At 42.7% G+C, this 19158-nt stretch carries 16 protein-coding genes, 1 other RNA gene and 1 other annotated feature; of the genes, 15 read left to right on the forward strand and 2 right to left on the reverse strand.

The window, feature by feature from the left end:
- Nucleotides 1-61: 61 nt before the first annotated feature.
- The 8 genes from JVX94_RS01685 to dtd all read left to right on the forward strand — a co-directional run bounded on the left by JVX94_RS01685 (nt 62) and on the right by dtd (nt 9511).
- Entirely contained in the window at nt 62-358 is a 297-nt protein-coding gene (locus JVX94_RS01685; RefSeq protein WP_003216788.1) for a post-transcriptional regulator, read from the forward strand.
- Between the two features lie 41 nt (nt 359-399).
- A complete protein-coding gene (gene secDF / locus JVX94_RS01690) occupies nt 400-2628 on the forward strand; it encodes a protein translocase subunit SecDF (RefSeq protein ID WP_144471246.1) in 2229 nt (742 codons plus the stop codon).
- A gap of 185 nt (nt 2629-2813) precedes the next feature.
- Entirely contained in the window at nt 2814-3302 is a 489-nt protein-coding gene (locus JVX94_RS01695) for a cation:proton antiporter regulatory subunit (protein ID WP_041115109.1), read from the forward strand.
- A 101-nt stretch (nt 3303-3403) separates the two neighbouring features.
- Nucleotides 3404-3754, forward strand: coding sequence for a LapA family protein (locus JVX94_RS01700; RefSeq protein WP_095409182.1), 351 nt, complete (start codon nt 3404-3406; stop codon nt 3752-3754).
- Between the two features lie 81 nt (nt 3755-3835).
- Nucleotides 3836-6160, forward strand: a complete 2325-nt coding sequence (gene recJ / locus JVX94_RS01705; protein WP_205184367.1) for a single-stranded-DNA-specific exonuclease RecJ — start codon at nt 3836-3838, stop codon at nt 6158-6160.
- A gap of 23 nt (nt 6161-6183) precedes the next feature.
- Nucleotides 6184-6696 carry an adenine phosphoribosyltransferase gene (locus JVX94_RS01710; protein WP_024423133.1) on the forward strand — a complete coding sequence of 171 codons (513 nt, stop codon included), beginning with the start codon at nt 6184-6186 and terminating at the stop codon, nt 6694-6696.
- 142 nt (nt 6697-6838) lie between these two features.
- Nucleotides 6839-9049 (forward strand): RelA/SpoT family protein, encoded by a 2211-nt coding sequence (locus tag JVX94_RS01715; RefSeq protein ID WP_047203353.1) that lies wholly within the window; start codon nt 6839-6841, stop codon nt 9047-9049.
- A gap of 18 nt (nt 9050-9067) precedes the next feature.
- On the forward strand, nt 9068-9511 hold the full coding sequence (gene dtd / locus JVX94_RS01720) for a D-aminoacyl-tRNA deacylase (RefSeq protein WP_095409179.1): 444 nt from the start codon (nt 9068-9070) through the stop codon (nt 9509-9511).
- 97 nt (nt 9512-9608) lie between these two features.
- Here dtd and JVX94_RS01725 read toward each other — a convergent pair whose 3' ends face one another.
- Nucleotides 9609-11189 (reverse strand): N-acetylmuramoyl-L-alanine amidase family protein, encoded by a 1581-nt coding sequence (locus JVX94_RS01725; RefSeq protein WP_205184370.1) that lies wholly within the window; start codon nt 11187-11189, stop codon nt 9609-9611.
- 137 nt (nt 11190-11326) lie between these two features.
- Here JVX94_RS01725 and JVX94_RS01730 point away from each other — a divergent pair, with 137 nt between their 5' ends.
- The 5 genes from JVX94_RS01730 to JVX94_RS01750 all read left to right on the forward strand — a co-directional run bounded on the left by JVX94_RS01730 (nt 11327) and on the right by JVX94_RS01750 (nt 16054).
- Nucleotides 11327-11497, forward strand: a complete 171-nt coding sequence (locus JVX94_RS01730) for a YrzK family protein (RefSeq protein ID WP_003216250.1) — start codon at nt 11327-11329, stop codon at nt 11495-11497.
- A 58-nt stretch (nt 11498-11555) separates the two neighbouring features.
- Nucleotides 11556-11794 (forward strand) — a binding site (T-box leader).
- Nucleotides 11795-11867: 73 nt separating this feature from the next.
- Entirely contained in the window at nt 11868-13142 is a 1275-nt protein-coding gene (gene hisS / locus JVX94_RS01735) for a histidine--tRNA ligase (protein WP_095409177.1), read from the forward strand.
- An 18-nt stretch (nt 13143-13160) separates the two neighbouring features.
- Nucleotides 13161-14939 carry an aspartate--tRNA ligase gene (gene aspS, locus JVX94_RS01740; RefSeq protein ID WP_144484770.1) on the forward strand — a complete coding sequence of 593 codons (1779 nt, stop codon included), beginning with the start codon at nt 13161-13163 and terminating at the stop codon, nt 14937-14939.
- A gap of 77 nt (nt 14940-15016) precedes the next feature.
- Nucleotides 15017-15197: non-coding RNA, 6S RNA (gene ssrS, locus JVX94_RS01745), on the forward strand.
- 92 nt (nt 15198-15289) lie between these two features.
- Entirely contained in the window at nt 15290-16054 is a 765-nt protein-coding gene (locus JVX94_RS01750; RefSeq protein WP_024423127.1) for a tRNA threonylcarbamoyladenosine dehydratase, read from the forward strand.
- A 33-nt stretch (nt 16055-16087) separates the two neighbouring features.
- On the opposite strand, the gene JVX94_RS01755 is transcribed toward JVX94_RS01750, so the two are convergent.
- A complete protein-coding gene (locus tag JVX94_RS01755; RefSeq protein ID WP_205184373.1) occupies nt 16088-17353 on the reverse strand; it encodes a replication-associated recombination protein A in 1266 nt (421 codons plus the stop codon).
- Nucleotides 17354-17561: 208 nt separating this feature from the next.
- Between JVX94_RS01755 and cymR the strand changes: the two genes are divergently transcribed.
- Both cymR and JVX94_RS01765 read left to right on the forward strand, forming a co-directional pair.
- Entirely contained in the window at nt 17562-17981 is a 420-nt protein-coding gene (cymR, locus tag JVX94_RS01760; protein WP_024423125.1) for a cysteine metabolism transcriptional regulator CymR, read from the forward strand.
- A gap of 18 nt (nt 17982-17999) precedes the next feature.
- Nucleotides 18000-19142, forward strand: a complete 1143-nt coding sequence (locus tag JVX94_RS01765; RefSeq protein WP_111292117.1) for a cysteine desulfurase family protein — start codon at nt 18000-18002, stop codon at nt 19140-19142.
- Nucleotides 19143-19158: the final 16 nt, after the last annotated feature.

Genomic DNA, 19158 nt, shown 5'->3' on the forward strand with positions numbered 1-19158 from the left:
GTGTATATCGTCCAAGCATGACAAGTCTCTCGATAAAAAACTGAAAAGGGGGAGCTACGCAATGACACAACACCCAGCAGCTATATACAAAGACCATTTAAAGCCTTTTCTGTTCAGTAAGCTTGAAGAATTCATCGTTTTGGGCTATAAAGATGTAGATTTAGAGGAATTATGGTCATACTTAGAGAATAAGAAGTGGAAGAAAAAACAAGAGTATCCGATTCATGAAATGGTTGCAGATATTTTATCTGTGAAAATAGGCGAATTTATGAACTATGCAACCGTTCAGTCGTTTAAAACGTCTGCTTTTTTGGACAGTGAAGATGGCAAGAATATGCTTGATGAACTGTTGAAATAAGCCATCTTAATGGATTCAGGTGTTTAAGGAGGAAATACATAATGAAAAAAGGGCGCATTCTTGCGTTTTTCTTAGTGGTTCTGTTAATCGGAACTGGCGTAGGCTTACTAACAAAGCCTGTTGCGAAAGATATGACGCTAGGGCTGGATTTACAGGGTGGATTTGAAGTCCTGTATGATGTACATCCAGTGAAAAAAGAGGACAAGATCACAAATAGTGTTCTCGTTAGTACAGTGGAAGCACTTAACCGAAGAGCAAACGTTCTTGGTGTAAGTGAGCCGAACATCTCGATTGAAGGCAATAATCGTATCCGTGTGCAGCTTGCAGGGGTAAAAGATCAAAACAGAGCAAGGGAAATTCTTTCCACTGAAGCGCAGCTATCCTTCAGAGATACGAATGATAAAGAGCTCCTAAACGGGGCTGACTTAGTCGAAAACAGTGCAAAACAAACATTCAGTCAAACGAATGAGCCAATTGTCACAGTTAAACTAAAGGATGCGAAAAAATTTGGTGACGTTACAAGAAAAGTAGCAGCGATGGCACCAAATAATCAGCTTGTCATTTGGCTTGATTACCACAAAGGAGATTCCTTCAAAAAAGAAGTCTCAAAATCAAACCACAAGTATGTATCTGCACCAAATGTGAATCAAGAGATTAACAGCAGTGACGTACAAATTGAAGGGAAATTTACTGTTCAAGAGGCAAAAGACCTTGCAAGTATTTTAAATGCCGGGGCATTGCCAGTGAAATTAACTGAAAAATATTCCACATCTGTGAGTGCACAGTTTGGTGAACAAGCACTGAACGAAACAGTGTTTGCAGGAATTGTAGGAATCGCATTTATCTTCTTATTCATGCTGCTTTATTACCGATTACCTGGTCTTATAGCTGTCATCACACTCTCAGCTTATATCTACATTACGCTGCAAGTGTTTGACTGGATGGGCGCGGTCATGACACTGCCTGGAATTGCCGCACTTATTCTAGGGGTAGGGATGGCTGTCGATGCCAACATTATTACTTATGAGCGGATCAAAGAAGAGCTGAAGCTCGGCAAATCTGTCCGTTCTGCTTTCAGGTCAGGGAACCGCAGATCATTTGCAACCATCTTTGATGCAAACTTAACAAGTATTATTGCCGGCGGAGTGCTGTTCTTCTTCGGGACAAGCTCTGTAAAAGGATTTGCAACAATGCTCATCCTCTCGATTTTAACAAGCTTTATCACGGCTGTATTCCTATCAAGATTCCTTCTTGGACTGCTTGTAGAGAGCCGCGCGCTCGACCGCAAAAAGGGCTGGTTTGGTGTCCGCAAAAAAGACATCATGAATATTCATGAAACAACAGAAAATACCGAACCGAAAACGCCATTTGATAAATGGGATTTTGTTAGCAAACGTAAAGGCTTTATGATTTTCTCCATAGCTGTTACTATTGCGGGAATCATCGTCCTTTCGCTCTTCAAGCTCAATGCTGGTATTGACTTTGCTAGTGGAACAAGAATTGATGTTCAAAGCGATCACAAGCTGACAACTGCACAAGTAGAGCAAGACTTTAAAAAGCTTGGTCTTGAGACGGACAGTGTCGTGTTATCGGGTCAAAAAGAAAACCAGGCAGCCGCACGGTTTGTCGGCGTGCCAAACAAAGAAAAGATTGCTGAAGTAAAAGATTACTTCAAAGATAAATACGGCACTGAACCAAACGTAAGTACAGTGTCTCCGACTGTCGGAAAAGAGCTTGCCCGTAATGCATTATATGCCATTATTATTGCTTCAATTGGGATCATTATATATGTATCCATCCGCTTTGAATATAAAATGGCGATTGCGGCGATTGCCTCATTGCTATACGACGCATTCTTTATTGTCGCCTTCTTTAGTATTACGCGCTTAGAGGTAGATGTCACCTTCATTGCCGCGATCCTCACAGTCATTGGGTACTCGATCAACGACACGATCGTTACCTTCGACAGGGTTCGTGAGCAAATGAAGAAACGTAAACCGAAAACCATTGAAGATCTATCGTACATTGTGAACTTAAGCTTACAGCAAACCTTTACGCGATCTGTCAACACGGTACTGACTGTAGTTGTCGTTGTTGTCGCACTGCTTATCTTCGGATCAGCGTCGATTACAAACTTCTCCATCGCCTTACTTGTCGGCTTATTAACAGGGGTGTATTCATCCCTTTACATCGCGGCACAAATTTGGCTGATGTGGAAAGGCCGTGAGCTGAAAAAACCAGCTAAGATAGATACAGATCAAGATATTTAATCTAGAAAGACTGCCTTTTCGGCAGTCTTTTTCTATCGGTTTTTCTGAAAATAAGAAGATTTGAAAAAACATTTTGGGTTTCATTGATCTTGAAATGGTCTTTTGCTATAATGACTTACGTTTAGACCAGTATAGAAAGCAAGTGTCTGTTTAGGCATTTGGCTTTATTCATTGGAGGGGCTGTTATGAAGGTTCGGGAAACTGAACTGCCAGGTATCGGTCATAAAGCCGAAATGATCACAAGAAATAATGAGAAACTTGCCATTATTACGCATGATGACGGCAGAAGAGAAATGTATCATTTTCAGGAGGACGACCACGAAGAAACGATTTCTGGCATCCTGCTAAACGATGAAGAAGCAAGACAAATCGCAGCTATTTTAGGCGGCATGGTCTATAAGCCGAAAGCGCTTGAAACCGTAGAGGTAGCCATTGATGAACTGGTGATTGAATGGTTTAAAATTGAAAAGAATGCACCAGCTGTTCAAAGAAGCATCGGTGACCTCAATGTTCGCCAAAACTATCAAGTAACAGTCATCGCCATTGTGAGAAAATCACATGAGAAGATTTTAAATCCAGGACCAGATACCATCATCGAAGAAGGGGATACCCTTGTCATTTCTGGAGAAAGAAAAGAATTAAAGAACCTGATTAAAGAAAAACTCAGCAGCTGATCATGCCCATGCTGATAGGTTTTCTTCCACTGCTTTCTTTCTGTGTTTAAAAAAGGCAGTGAAAAGGGAAGAATAAAAGAAAAAGCTTGGGGGATTTGTAGATGAACAAACAACAATGGACCATCATACTCGCATTTATTTTCGTATTAATTGTCTCAGTATTTGCCGTGATTAATGTACGGCCTGTCGAGGTACACTACTTATTTGGAACGGCTGAATGGCCGCTGATCCTTGTCATTATCGGTTCTGTTTTAATGGGCGGACTGATTGTGGCTTTTGCAGGGATCTTCCAAATTGTGAAACTGAAACGCGAACTAAAAGCATTAAAAGCTGAGCGTGCAGCCGCTGCACCTGCTGCTTCGACGAAAAAGGCAGACAAAGATCTTCAAAAGAAAACGCATGTCACACCTTTAAAAGAACAGCCAGCAACATTTGACCGGAAGGAAAAATAATCTTCCAGCACAATTTCATAAAATAAAAATTGAAACCCCTCAGGCCACTCTAGTATAATAGTGTGGTTGAGGGGTGAATTTATGTTATTATCCAAAATGCGCTGGGAATATGAACATCCAAGCGAAGAAAAAGTGAAATCACTCTCTGAAAATCTGAATATTTCAGCGCTGACTGCATCGCTTCTCGTAAAAAGAGGACTTGAAGAAGTAGAAGAGGCGAGGTCTTTTTTATTTGATCAAAAAGCCGAATTTCATGATCCATTCCTATTAAAAGGAATGAAAGAAGCAGTAGAGCGCATCAACAAAGCGATCGAAGAGCAGGAATCGATTGTGATCTTCGGAGACTATGATGCAGATGGTGTGACAAGTACGTCTGTACTTTTACATACATTAAAAGAGCGGTCTGCGATAGTAGACTTTTATATTCCAGATCGATTTAAAGAAGGCTATGGGCCTAATGAACAGGCATTTCGATATATCAAGGAGCAAGGAGCATCGCTTGTCATCACGGTCGATACAGGCATTGCTGCTGTCAATGAAGCACGTATTGCAAAAGAAATAGGGTTAGACCTAATCATTACAGATCACCATGAACCAAGTGAGGAGCTGCCTGAGGCACTTGCCATTGTCCATCCTAAGCAGCCGGGCTGTGAGTATCCCTTTAAAGAACTTGCTGGTGTAGGTGTCGCGTTTAAAGTGGCGCATGCACTTCTTGGGAAGCTGCCAGTTCAGCTGTTAGATCTTGCAGCAATCGGGACAATCGCAGATCTTGTACCGCTTCATGATGAGAATAGGTGGCTCGCCAAAAAAGGTCTTGTGCAGCTTCGACAGACGAATAGACCGGGGCTGAAAGCGTTATTGAAAGAAGCGGGAGCTACTCTAGAAGAAGCCAATGAGGAAACGGTCGGCTTTCAAATTGCGCCAAGGCTGAATGCTGTTGGGCGAATTGAACAGGCAGATCCAGCCGTTCATCTTCTTATGACTGAGGATAAGGATGAAGCAGAAGAGCTCGCTCGTTTTGTACAGGAACTGAATAAAGAACGACAAAAGATTGTCAGTACGATCACAGAAGAAGCGATTCAATTGGTGGAAGAGGCAGATGATGACCAGTCTGCGATCGTTGTAGCGAAAGCTGGCTGGAATCCAGGCGTTGTCGGAATTGTTGCCTCTAAATTGACGGATACTTTCTCTCGTCCGGCGATTGTACTTGGAATAGATGAAGAGACGCAAATGGCAAAAGGATCAGCCCGGAGTATTCCTGGCTTCGATCTATTTTTCCATCTAAGCAAATGCCGCGACATCCTTCCGCATTTCGGCGGGCATCCGATGGCAGCAGGGATGACACTTCGAGCGGATGATGTCGATTTACTAAGGGAAAGATTAAATCAATATGCAAATGAAACATTGACGGAAGAAGATTTTATTCCAATCCAGCGGGTCGATGCAGTGTGTAAGGTAGACGAATTGACGGTTGAAGCGATTGAAGAAGCGGGGATGCTGTCGCCATTCGGTATGTCAAACCCAAAACCGTTCATTATGATTGAAGATGCGAAGCTTGAAGATATCCGAACGATTGGGGCAAATCACAACCATATTAAAATGTCTCTGAAAGACGATGACAAGCTGCTTGATTGTGTCGGTTTTCACCAAGGGAAATTAAAAGAAGAAATTGTTCCAGGAAGCCGCATTTCCGTGATTGGAGAAATGTCCGTCAATGAGTGGAATAACCGGAAAAAACCCCAGCTCATGCTAAAAGATGCACGAGTTGATGAATGGCAGCTGTTTGATCTGCGTGGGAAAAAGGATTGGGAGAAAAAAGTTTCGACGCTTGATTCAGAAAAATCTTTGATTGTCTGTTTTGATGAAGCAACAAAACAGGACGTCGATATCCCTATTCATCATGTTCATGCAGAAAATGTATCATCGTTTAATGTACACGGAAAATATGTGGTCTTTGCGGATGTTCCCGCAGATGAGCAATTGCTGAAGCAGCTTTTAGAAAACCAAAAGCCTGCCAGAATATATACGGTTTTTCAAAGAAAAGAAGATCATTTTATGTCCTCTTTCCCAAGCCGTGACCAATTCAAATGGTTTTATGGGTTCTTGTTTAAACGGGGAAGTTTTCCTATCAAAGAACAAGGAATGGAGCTTGCCAAACATAGAGGCTGGACAAAAGATACAATCATTTTTATGACAAAGGTGTTTTTTGAACTCGGTTTTGTTAAAATAGAGAATGGTGTGCTGTCAATAGTACTTGATGCCCCTAAAAAAGATTTAACGGCATCAGCGTCCTATACAGCAAAACAACGATTGATGGAACTCGATCAAACACTAACATATTCCTCAGCTAAAGAGCTGAAGGAATGGCTGAATAGCATGATGAGCGAAGTCTCACCTGTGCTTTGACGTACGAGGAGGAAAAGGAAAAGATGGATTTAAAACAATATGTGACAGTTGTACCTGACTACCCAAAGGAAGGTGTACAATTTAAAGATATTACAACGTTGATGGATAAAGGCGAAGTGTACCGTTATGCAACGGATCAAATCGTTGAATACGCGAAGGAAAGAGACATTGATCTTATTGTTGGACCTGAAGCGCGTGGATTCATTATTGGCTGCCCTGTAGCATACGCACTTGGTGTAGGTTTTGCACCGGTTCGTAAAGAAGGAAAGCTTCCTCGTGAAGTCATTAAAGTCGATTACGGCTTGGAATATGGTAAAGATGTATTAACGATTCATAAAGATGCGATTCGTCCTGGTCAGCGTGTCCTGATTACTGATGACTTATTGGCAACTGGTGGAACAATTGAAGCGTCCATCAAGCTTGTAGAGGAATTAGGCGGCGTTGTGGCAGGGATTGCATTTTTGATTGAGCTGACGTATCTGGACGGCAGAAAGAAGCTTGACGGCTACGACATCATGACGTTAATGCAATACTAATGGAGTTTTTCGTAAAAAGCACTCGGTAAGAAGGGTGCTTTTTTCCTATCAAAAATCTTTTAGCGGACTTCTTCTCTTTACATCTATCGAATTTTTCTTGATAATAAACTACAATACAGTTTTCATTTAAAAAGGTGATTCCATGGCGAACGAACAAGTTTTAACGGCGCAGCAGGTCATTGACAAGGCAAGAGAATACCTGTCCGCTGAACATATTCAATTTATAGAGCGAGCATATGAATATGCTGAAAATGCACACAAGGAGCAATACCGGAAATCTGGTGAGCCCTATATTATCCATCCAATTCAAGTGGCGGGCATTCTTGTTGATCTTGAAATGGACCCATCAACCATTGCAGGCGGTTTCCTGCACGATGTAGTTGAGGATACAGATGTGACATTACAGGATTTAAAAGAGCATTTTAACGAGGAAGTTGCAATGCTTGTTGATGGTGTCACAAAGCTCGGGAAGATTAAATATAAATCACAAGAAGAACAGCAGGCCGAAAACCATCGAAAAATGTTTGTTGCAATGGCGCAGGATATCCGCGTGATCTTGATTAAGCTGGCAGACCGCCTTCATAATATGAGAACGCTCAAACATCTTCCGCAGGAAAAGCAGCGGAGAATTTCAAATGAAACACTTGAAATCTTTGCACCGCTTGCACACAGATTAGGGATTTCAAAGATTAAGTGGGAGCTTGAAGATACAGCACTCCGCTATTTAAATCCGCAGCAATATTACCGGATTGTGAATCTGATGAAGCGCAAACGAGCGGAACGTGAGGAATACTTGGACGAGGTCGTCAATGAAGTGAAAGACCGCGTGTCTGAGGTGAACATCAAGGCTGAATTTTCCGGCAGACCAAAACATATTTATAGCATTTATCGCAAAATGGTCTTGCAAAATAAGCAGTTTAATGAAATTTATGATCTGCTTGCCGTTCGTATTTTGGTTGACAGCATTAAAGATTGTTATGCTGTGCTCGGGATTATCCATACGTGCTGGAAGCCGATGCCAGGCAGGTTTAAGGATTATATTGCGATGCCAAAGCCGAACATGTACCAGTCTCTTCATACAACGGTGATTGGGCCAAAAGGCGATCCGCTTGAAGTTCAGATCCGTACAGTGGAAATGCATGAAATTGCAGAATACGGGATTGCGGCACACTGGGCATATAAAGAAGGCAAAGAGTCAGCAGAATCAACGGAAGAAGCGGTCTTCCAGAAGAAGCTCTCTTGGTTTAGAGAAATTCTTGAGTTCCAAAATGAGTCCACAGATGCAGAAGAATTTATGGAGTCGTTAAAGATTGATCTTTTCTCTGATATGGTGTTTGTGTTTACACCAAAAGGAGACGTCATTGAACTGCCGTCGGGCTCAGTTCCGATTGATTTCTCTTACCGGATTCACTCGGAAATTGGGAATAAAACGATCGGTGCCAAGGTCAATGGCAAAATGGTCACACTCGATCACAAACTAAAAACAGGTGACATTATTGAAATTCTGACATCAAAGCACAGCTACGGGCCAAGTCAGGATTGGGTCAAGCTTGCCCAAACCTCCCAAGCGAAGCACAAGATCAGACAGTTTTTCAAAAAACAGCGCCGTGAAGAAAATGTCGAAAAAGGCCGAGAGCTTGTGGAAAAAGAAATTAAAAACCTTGAGTTTGACGTCAAAGACATTCTGACAGCTGAAAACCTGCAAAAAGTGGCTGACAAATTTAATTTTTCAAACGAAGAGGACATGTATGCAGCTGTTGGATATAACGGCATTACTGCACTACAGGTCGCCAATCGTTTAACGGAAAAAGAAAGAAAACAAAGAGATCAAGAAGAGCAAGAGAAAACTGTTCAAGAAGTAACGGTGGAACCAAAGACGTATCACGGGAAAAAACGGGAAGCTGGCGTAAGGGTCAAAGGAATTGATAACCTGCTTGTCCGCTTATCTAAGTGCTGTAATCCTGTTCCTGGTGATAGCATTGTCGGTTTTATTACGAAGGGCCGAGGTGTATCTGTTCACCGCGAGGACTGTCCGAACGTCAAGACAGGAGAAGCACAGGAGCGGTTAATTCCGGTTGAGTGGGAGCATGAGCAGCCTGCTAAAAACCGTAAAGAATACAATGTGGAAATTGAAATATTAGGATATGATCGACGCGGCTTACTCAATGAGGTGCTTCAAGCAGTCAACGAAACCAAAACGAACATCTCCTCTGTTTCTGGGAAGTCTGATCGTAACAAAGTGGCGACGATCCATATGGCGATCTTTATCCAAAATATTAACCATTTGCACAAAGTAGTCGAACGCATTAAACAAATCAAAGACATTTACTCTGTTCGCCGATTCATGAATTAGAAAGGAAGTATATCGTCTATGAGGCTTGTAGTGCAGCGTGTGACAAATGCATCTGTGAAGGTAGAAGAAGAGATCACAGGTGCCATAAGCGAAGGATATATGGTGCTTGTTGGTGTCACACACGAAGATACAGAAGAAGATGTGCTTTACTTAGCTGAGAAGCTTGCACATTTACGTATTTTTGAAGATGAAAATGGGAAAATGAATCGTTCGTTATTGGACATAAAAGGAAGCGTTCTGTCTGTATCACAATTTACCCTATATGGTGATACGAGAAAGGGCAGACGGCCGAATTTTATGAAAGCCGCCAAGCCGGATGCGGCCAACTCGCTTTATGAATGTTTCAATAAAACCCTTAGAGATAAAGGCATTCATGTAGAAACTGGCCGTTTTGGCGCGATGATGGACGTGTCATTGACCAATTCAGGACCGGTCACGATCTTGATGGACAGCAAAGAATAGATTCTCTTTAGACTGTAGATGAACTCATGCGGGAGTTTGTTTAGAGTCTTTTTCTTTTGCGGATAAACAAAAAAGAGGCGCAGTGGCCTCTTTCTTTTTAACGGAAATATTGTTTTAATCCTTCAGTCATTCCTTCTGTGACTCGTTCTTGGTAAGAGGCGCTATAAATGATCGCTTCCTCCTGAGGATTGCTTAAGTACCCGAGTTCATATAAAAGGGAAGGGCGTTTGTTTTCTCTTAAAACAAAGTAATCTCCGAATTTGACACCCTTATCAGGGATTTGAGAGCGTTTTGCGACTTCGGAATGAACGCTTGACGCTAATTGCTGATCTTTTGCTGTTTGATAATAATACGCTGTACTTCCTCTAACACTTTGGTCCATAAAACTATCATAATGAAGACTAATAAATGCATCTGCATTTCGGTAATGAGATGTTGCCACCCTTGATTGAAGGCTGATAAAGGTATCATCACTTCTTGTTAAATAAACATTTGCACCAGAAGCCCTTAATTTGCCTGCCAGTAAATTGGCGGTTTTGATGGTGATGTTCTTTTCAAAAGCACCGTCTGCGCCAATTGTGCCGCTGTCTTTTCCGCCATGACCAGGATCAAGAACAATCGTTTTTCCTTTTAAAGAACCAGTTCCAGACGATGAATCCTGCTGAGGTCTTGGCGCTTCGCTGCTATTTTTCTTCGTTTGAACGACCCAGCTCGCCACATAGCCAGTCCCGCCATTTGATAGTGTGACCTCGTACCAGTCACCTTGCGTCCGAACAATTTGATAGGCAGCTCCTTTGGTTGCTCTTTCTGCAATTCCAGCAGAGGTAGAAGCGCTTTTTCGAATGTTGGTGCCGTCATAGACAATGTACGCTTTTTGCTCAGAAGCCGAAGAGGATGAACTCTTTTCAGGTGCAGAGCCTGCTCCTTTGCCTGTGACAATGTAATAGCTTGCAACCCAGCCTTTTACGCCTTTCCCCTCAATTTCATACCAGCCATTCTGCTCTCGCAAAATGGTGATCTGTGTGTTGCGGGCAAGTGAAGCGACGACTTGTGCATTTGGTGCGGCCGATTGCCTCACATTCAAGCTCGATACGCCAACTGTGCCTGTCTGGTTAGAGCGAGAGGACTCGCCGGAGCTTGATTGAGATGTTTTCTGCCCCCCTGAAACATAATCAGAGTGAACCCAGCCTTCTGCTTGTTTATACGAAATTTTCGTCCATTCGCCGCTTGTCTCGAGCTTTTTAGCGGAAGCGCCTTGCGGGAAAGTACCAATCACTTGATAGGAAGTCCCAGGGCCTGTCCGGATGCGAAGGTCGGAAGCTGTCGATGTAATTGTACTGCCTCCAGCTGTGCTTTGACCTTGCGTCTTTGGCTTCGCGGATTTTTGAGCGCTGGATGATGTGGTGATCAGCCATGAGACAACCCAGCCTTTTTGTCCGTTTGATAATTGGATCTGCACCCATTCTCCTTGTTCAGTGAGGATGGGATAACTTTCGCCGCGTTTCACAACAGCTGCGATTCCATAGCTTAAACCAGGGCCCGTTCTCACATTGATTTCATCAGTTGCGACCACAGCTTGATCTGTTTGTGCTGTGGCATGCGTCATAGGCAAAGAACTGGCGATGAGAACAAAACAAGTAAGCATCATCATCATTTGATTGTGTTTTTTCAGATTCAAAACGGTGTTTTCCCCTCCCTTGTAAAACCGATGAATGTTAATTCGTTATGTAGTGGATGAATTCCTTGCAGTTTCCCTAATAAAAATGAATCAATCTGTTTATACTAAATAAAAATGTGATAAAAGGATGTACAAACATGAGATTAAGCAGAAAATTAGGACGAGTGCAATATAATGGACATCGTGATATTGACCGCTGGCAGCACGACGAAATGGATCAGCCAGGTTTCCTTGAAGAAACCGCATCTGAATACGGATGTACGTCAAAAGAAGAGCTGGAAAAGAAAAAGAGGCACGGCAAGGGTTGACAGAGTGGCAGCACCGACCTTATTATAATATAAATCAACACACTTGAAAATTTAAAATGTGGAACTGATGATAGAGAATAGTAGGGTAAATTGCGTGAGCAGAGAGGAATCGCCTTAGGCTGAAAGCGAATCCGCATGGCATTTATCACGAAAGAACACTCTGTAGGTTTCCTGCTGAACGCTCTAAAAATGAGTCAATAGGCGGAGAACGTGAATCTGCGTTAAGGATTTGAGCGGGAACATGCTGGATTATGTTCCAACTAGGGTGGCACCACGGGTATAACTCTCGTCCCTACTATACACATAGTAGAGGCGGGGGTTTTTTATATGTCCACATAAAAAATGAATGATGGTCGTAGGAGGACGAAAAATGAGTTTTAATATTCCAAGAGGCACACAGGATATTTTACCTGGAGAGTCAGAACGCTGGCAGTATGTTGAACAAATTGCGAGAGATACATGTGCAGCCTTTCAATACAAAGAAATCCGCACACCGATTTTTGAGCATACAGAGCTGTTTGCACGGGGAGTAGGCGAATCAACTGATATCGTTCAAAAAGAGATGTATACATTTGAAGATAAAAAAGGACGCAGCATCACACTTCGTCCAGAGGGAACAGCTTCAACTGTACGCTCTTATGTTGAAAATAAATTGTTCGCACAGCCGGCTCAGCCAACAAAGCTGTATTACATTGGACCAATGTTCCGCTATGAACGTCCGCAAACAGGAAGATATCGTCAGTTTTATCAATTTGGGATAGAAGCGATTGGTTCCAAGGATCCTGCTATTGATGCAGAGGTCATTTCGCTTGCGATGAGTGTGTATGAGAAAGCAGGTCTTTCTAACTTAAAACTCGTCATTAACAGTCTTGGTGACAAAGAGAGCCGTGCAGACTACCGCAAAGCACTGGTCGAACACTTTGAGCCAAGAATTGATGAATTCTGTCATGACTGTCAAACGCGTTTACATCAAAATCCGCTGCGTATTCTTGATTGCAAAAAGGATCGTGATCACGAACTGATGGCAACTGCTCCATCCATTCAAGATTTCTTAAATGAGGAATCGCGGACGTATTTTGAAAAGGTCAAACAATACTTGTCGGATATAGGCATTGAGTATGTCGTCGATCCAAATTTAGTACGCGGTCTTGATTACTACAATCACACAGCATTTGAGATCATGAGTAATGCAGAAGGCTTTGGTGCGATTACAACATTAGCCGGCGGCGGCCGTTACGATGGGCTCGTTGAAGGAATTGGCGGTCCTGAATCACCAGGGATCGGATTTGCGATGAGTATTGAACGTTTCTTATCTGCGATCGATGCTGAAGGAATTGAGCTTCCTCTGCAAGATGGTATTGATCTATACATTGCTGCTCTCGGAGATGAAGCGAAGGATTATTCTGTTTCATTATTAAACCGTCTGAGAAAAGAAGGTATCTCAAGTGAAATGGACTACACAGGGAAGAAACTAAAAGGACAATTTAAAGCGGCTGATCGATTAAAAGCCAAGTTTATTGCAGTTCTTGGTGAAGATGAGCTTGCACAGCAAATTGTGAATGTGAAAGATACGACAACGGGTGAACAAATTGAAGTGAAGCTTGATGAGCTGATTCAAATGTTGAAGGCTCACCAGAAAGCGTAAAGAAGGAGTGGAATGTTTGTGTTTGGTAGAACTTTTTATTGTGGAGAAGTAACAGAAGACCAAATTGGTCAGTCAGTTGTATTAAAAGGATGGGTTCAAAAAAGGCGTGACCTAGGCGGATTAATCTTTATTGATTTGCGCGACCGTACAGGGATTGTACAAGTTGTCTTCAATCCAGACTTATCAAAAGAGGCGCTTGAGACAGCAGAATCAATTCGTAATGAATACGTTCTTGATATTAAAGGAACGGTTGTCGCAAGAGAAGAAGCAACGATCAACCCAAATTTAAAAACGGGCAAAATTGAAATTCAAGTCGAAACGGTCACCGTTTTAAATGAAGCAAAGACTCCTCCATTTGTGATTTCAGACCAAGCAGATGAGGTATCAGAAGATGTGCGTTTAAAATATCGTTACCTGGATCTTCGCCGCCCTGCAATGTTTGAAACAATGAAAATGCGACATGAAGTCACAAAAGCATTCCGCCATTTCTTAGACGACAACGGCTTTTTAGACATTGAAACACCAATTTTAACGAAAAGTACCCCAGAAGGTGCGCGTGACTATCTTGTTCCAAGCCGTGTACACGAGGGAGAATTTTATGCACTGCCTCAGTCTCCGCAATTATTTAAACAATTGCTGATGGTTTCTGGGATGGACCGTTATTATCAAATTGCCCGCTGTTTTAGAGATGAAGACTTGCGTGCTGACCGTCAGCCGGAATTTACACAAGTCGATATTGAAATGTCCTTTATGAGTCAAGAGGACATCATGACGCTTGCTGAAGAGATGATGGCGAAGGTGATGAAAGATGTCAAAGGTGTAGACCTTGCATTGCCATTACCTCGTATGACATACGATGAAGCAATGAATTCTTATGGATCTGATAAGCCGGATACACGCTTTGAGATGAAGCTAGTGAACATTTCAGACACGGTAAAAGACTCAGATTTCAAAGTGTTCAGCGGAGCTGTGAAAAATGGTGGAGCTGTGAAAGCCATCAATGTAAAAGGGGCTGCAGCGAACTACTCAAGAAAAGACATTGATGCCCTTGGTGCATTTGCAGCGAACTACGGTGCAAAAGGTCTAGCTTGGCTAAAAGCAGAAGGGACTGAATTAAAAGGTCCGATCGCTAAATTCTTTGATGAAGCAAAGCAAGCTGAATTAAAAGAACAGCTTCAAGTTGAAGAAGGCGACCTTTTACTCTTTGTTGCAGATAAGACGTCTGTTGTCCATGATGCGCTAGGTGCACTTCGCTTAAAACTTGGTAAAGAGCTTGAATTGATCGATGAGTCTGTATTCAATTTCTTATGGGTTGTCGATTGGCCTCTGCTTGAAAAGGATGAAGAAGAAGGCCGCTTCTATGCTGCTCACCATCCATTCACAATGCCAGTTCGCGATGATCTTGAATTAATTGAAACAAGCCCAGAAGACATGAAGGCACAGGCTTACGATCTTGTGCTGAATGGCTACGAGCTTGGCGGAGGTTCTATTCGTATTTTCGAAAAGGACATTCAAGAAAAGATGTTTGGCTTACTTGGTTTTTCAAAAGAAGAGGCTTACGAACAATTTGGCTTCCTGCTGGATGCTTTTGAGCATGGTGTTCCTCCGCATGGCGGAATCGCGCTTGGGCTTGACCGTTTAGTGATGCTGCTTGCAGGCCGCTCTAACTTAAGAGATACGATTGCATTCCCGAAAACGGCAAGTGCGAGCTGCGTTCTTACAGATGCCCCTGGCCATGTGAGCGAGGCGCAGCTTGATGAGCTGAGTTTAGCGATTAAAGCAAAAGTAAAACAGTAAAATAGGCGCATGTTTATAGGGATGTAAACGCTTGAAAAAGCAACATGCCTATGATATGCTTTCATCAATCAATAAATAAAGTCCTGATACGTACGGTGGTTACTTAGTTTTGACCGAACATTTTTTTATACGGGAGCTTGCCTTTCCTTTCTGCATAAATGCCTCTTTAGAGGACTTATAAAGTCAGGAAGAAAGCACCCACCTGCATGGTGCGGGGTTCAAAACGAAGGAAATGCTGGCGGCGTCATCGGGACTTTTTTGTGTTTTTTTCTTTTAGAGAAGGATGACGGAGAAGTCTGAATGTGATATGATTCTTTCGATTCATTTTAAATAAAGGTGGAGTGAGGCACTTGTTACATCAGTTTTCAAGAAACGAGCTTGCCATTGGCAAGGAAGGCTTAAATATACTAAAAAACAGTACAGTTGCAGTGCTTGGTGTGGGCGGCGTTGGTTCATTCGCAGTAGAGGCACTCGCTCGTTCAGGCGTTGGCCGTATTGTACTTGTTGATAAAGATGATATTGATATTACAAATGTGAACCGTCAGCTTCCAGCATTGCTATCGACAGTTGGCCAGCCAAAGGTTGACTTAATGCAGGCGAGAATCGCTGATATTAATCCAGAATGTGAAGTTGTTGCGCTCAAGATGTTTTATACAGAGGAAACATACGAGCAATTTTTTGAGTATCCGCTTGATTATGTCATTGACGCCTCAGATACCATTCACTATAAAATTCATTTAATGAAAGAGTGTCTGAAACGAGGTGTGAATATCATTTCAAGTATGGGAGCTGCGAACAAAACAGATCCGACACGCTTCAAAATTGATGATATTTCAAAAACACATACCGATCCTATTGCAAAAGTTGTGAGAACACGTCTGCGTAAGGAAGGGATTCGTAAAGGAATTGAAGTCATTTTCTCTGACGAAAGTCCGATTGTCATTCGTGAAGATGTCAGAAAAGAAGTTGGAAATGATGAAGCGAAGATTCGCAAGGCGCAAATGCCGCCATCATCCAATGCATTCGTTCCGTCTGTTGCCGGACTGATCATGGGTGGCCATGTCATTATGAAGCTTTTAAAAGATATTCCGATTACACGTGTGAAGGATAAATAAACAGCCCGCCTGCGAATATGCAGGGGGCTTTTTTTATTTTTGGCGTTTTAAATTCTCATAGACCTGTTTCAATGCACCTTCAAATTTCCCGGTTTGCTTCGGTACATAGTATTGCTTGTTTTTCAGCGGATCAGGTAAATATTGCTGCTTCACCCAGCCGTTTTCGTAATCATGTGGGTACAAGTAATCGACGCCTCTTCCGAGTGCTGTGGCGCCTTTGTAGTGAGCATCCTTTAAATGAACTGGAACTTCACCAATTTTCCCTGTCCGAATGTCACCAAGTGCGGCATCAATCGCCTTATATGCCGAATTGGACTTAGGAGAAAGACACAGCTCAATCACTGCGTTCGCCAGCGGAATCCGTGCTTCTGGGAAGCCGACTCTTTCTGCTGTTTGTACTGCGCTTAACACGCGGGGGCCTGCCTGCGGACTGGCTAAGCCAATGTCCTCGTAAGCCATCACGAGTAATCTTCTTGAAATGCTTTCAAGGTCTCCTGCTTCGATTAGTCTGGCAAGGTAATGCAGCGCCGCATCTGTATCAGATCCTCTAATGGATTTTTGAAAAGCCGAGAGGACATCATAATGAGCATCACCATTCTTGTCATGTGAGAAACTCTTTTTTTGTAAACATTCTTCTGCTGCGGCAAGAGTGATTTTGATATGCCCAGTCTCATCAGCTTTTGTCGATAAGACAGCGAGTTCTAGTGCATTTAAAGCAGAACGCACGTCTCCTCCGCATCCATTGGCAAAATGATTCATCGCTTGATCGTCAACTGTCACCTCATAACCGCCAAGCCCGCGATGCTCATCCTGTAAGGCCCTTGTTAACGCAGCTTTGATTTGCTCTGTTTCAAGCGGCTTCAGCTCGAATATTTGTGTCCGGCTTCGGATGGCAGGATTGATCGCATGATAGGGATTAGCTGTCGTTGCGCCAATTAAAATGATCATGCCATTTTCTAAATAAGGAAGAAGAAAATCCTGCTTTCCTTTATCAAGCCGGTGGACTTCGTCTAAAATAAGGATCACCTGGCCGCTCATTTTTGCTTCAGCGGCGACAGCTTCCATATCCTTTTTGTTATGAATGACCGCATTCAACGTACGAAAAGCAATGCTTGTACTGCCAGCAATTGCGGTTGCAATCGAAGTTTTACCGATACCCGGCGGTCCGTATAAAATCATCGAGGATAAATGTTTTGCCTCGACCATTCGTCTAATAATTTGACCTTCTCCAACAAGATGCTCCTGCCCAATAATGTCTTCAATATGACTCGGGCGCATCCGGTACGCTAAAGGTTTCATAATTATCTCTCCTATAGCAATGTCTTGTTTGTATAGAGTACCGAAATTTCTTCAAATAGAAAAGGGATGCGTCCTCCTATTATGCTCAGTACCCGTAAATGAAAGTTGGCTGAAAGTATGATATAATTGCTTTTGGTCTATATATCAGCGTATATGAAATCAGAATAATAATTGATGACATAGAATAGAAAACGCAGAGGTGTTTAACTTGAAAATATCAACTAAAGGCAGATATGGTCTGACGATCATGATCGAATTAGCCAAAAAACATGGCGAAGGCCCTACATCATTAAAATCAATCGCTCAAAACAATGATTTGTCTGAGCATTATTTAGAGCAGCTTGTATCACCACTCCGCAATGCCCGTCTTGTAAAAAGTATCCGCGGTGCGTATGGCGGCTATGTTCTTGCACATGAACCAAACGAGATCACAGCAGGTGATATTATTCGTGTATTAGAAGGACCAATTAGTCCTGTTGAAGTCATCGAAAACGAAGAACCAGCAAAGCGTGAACTATGGATTCGTATTCGTGATGCAGTAAAAGACGTACTAGACAATACAACTCTTGAAGACTTGGCAAGCTACACAGATGACGGGGATCAAGACTCGTATATGTTCTATATTTAGATCAGAGGTGTACCGGAAATGGAACGAATCTATTTAGATCATGCGGCCACAACGCCGATGGATCAGCGTATTGTGGATAAGATGATGCCGTACTTTACAGAGATATTTGGCAATCCCTCTAGTATTCATTCATATGGGCGCGAGGCAAGAAAGTGGCTCGATGAAGCAAGAGAAGTCATTGCAGGAGAATTACACTGTAAACCGCAGGAGATCATCCTCACAAGCGGTGGAACCGAGGCGGACAACCTGGCGATCACAGGTGTTGCCATGGCAAGACAGCATGAAGGAAAACATATCATCACAGTAAAAACAGAGCATCATGCGGTGCTGCATACATGTGAACGCCTAGAGAAGCTAGGATTTGAAGTGACATATTTAGATGTGGATGAAACTGGATTGATTCATCTCGAGCAATTAAAACAAGCATTGAGAGATGATACGATTCTTGTAACCATCATGTACGGCAATAATGAAACAGGTGTGATTCAGCCAATCAAAGCCATTGGCGAACTTCTACGTGATCACACTGCTCATTTTCATACAGACGCCGTGCAGGCGTTTGGAACAATGCCAATCGATTCAGCAGACCTTCATATTGATCTTTTATCTGCTTCTGGCCATAAGCTGAATGGTCCGATGGGAACTGGCTTTTTATATGTAAACGAAGGCGTGAAACTTTCTCCGCAAATATTCGGTGGCGAACAAGAAAGAAAGCGCCGTGCTGGCACTGAAAATGTGGCAGGAATTGTTGGGCTTGCAGAAGCTGTTCAATTAACGAAGCAAAATAGAAGAGAAAAAGCGATGCATTATGGTAAGCTCAAAGAAACTATGCTGCAAGTATTCGAAGAGGAATCACTCAATTTCTCTATCAATGGACATCCGAAAGAGACATTACCGCACATTTTAAATGTTCATTTCTCAGGTGTCTCCATTGAATCGCTGCTTGTGAATTTAGATATGGAAGGGATTGCTGTTTCAAGCGGATCGGCATGTACGGCTGGATCTGTCCTTCCTTCGCACGTGTTAAGCGCCATGTATGGCGAAGAAGCAAAAGAGCTGACGTCCTCAGTCAGAATAAGCTTCGGTCTTGGGAATGAAGAGGATCATGTGAAGCAGGCGGCACGTAAGATAGCGGCTGTTGTCAAACGCCTAGCCAAATAAATGCTTCCTTTTGTTC

The sequence above is a fragment of the Bacillus sp. PDNC022 genome (assembly GCF_016919285.1).
Classification (GTDB): domain Bacteria; phylum Bacillota; class Bacilli; order Bacillales; family Bacillaceae; genus Bacillus; species Bacillus safensis.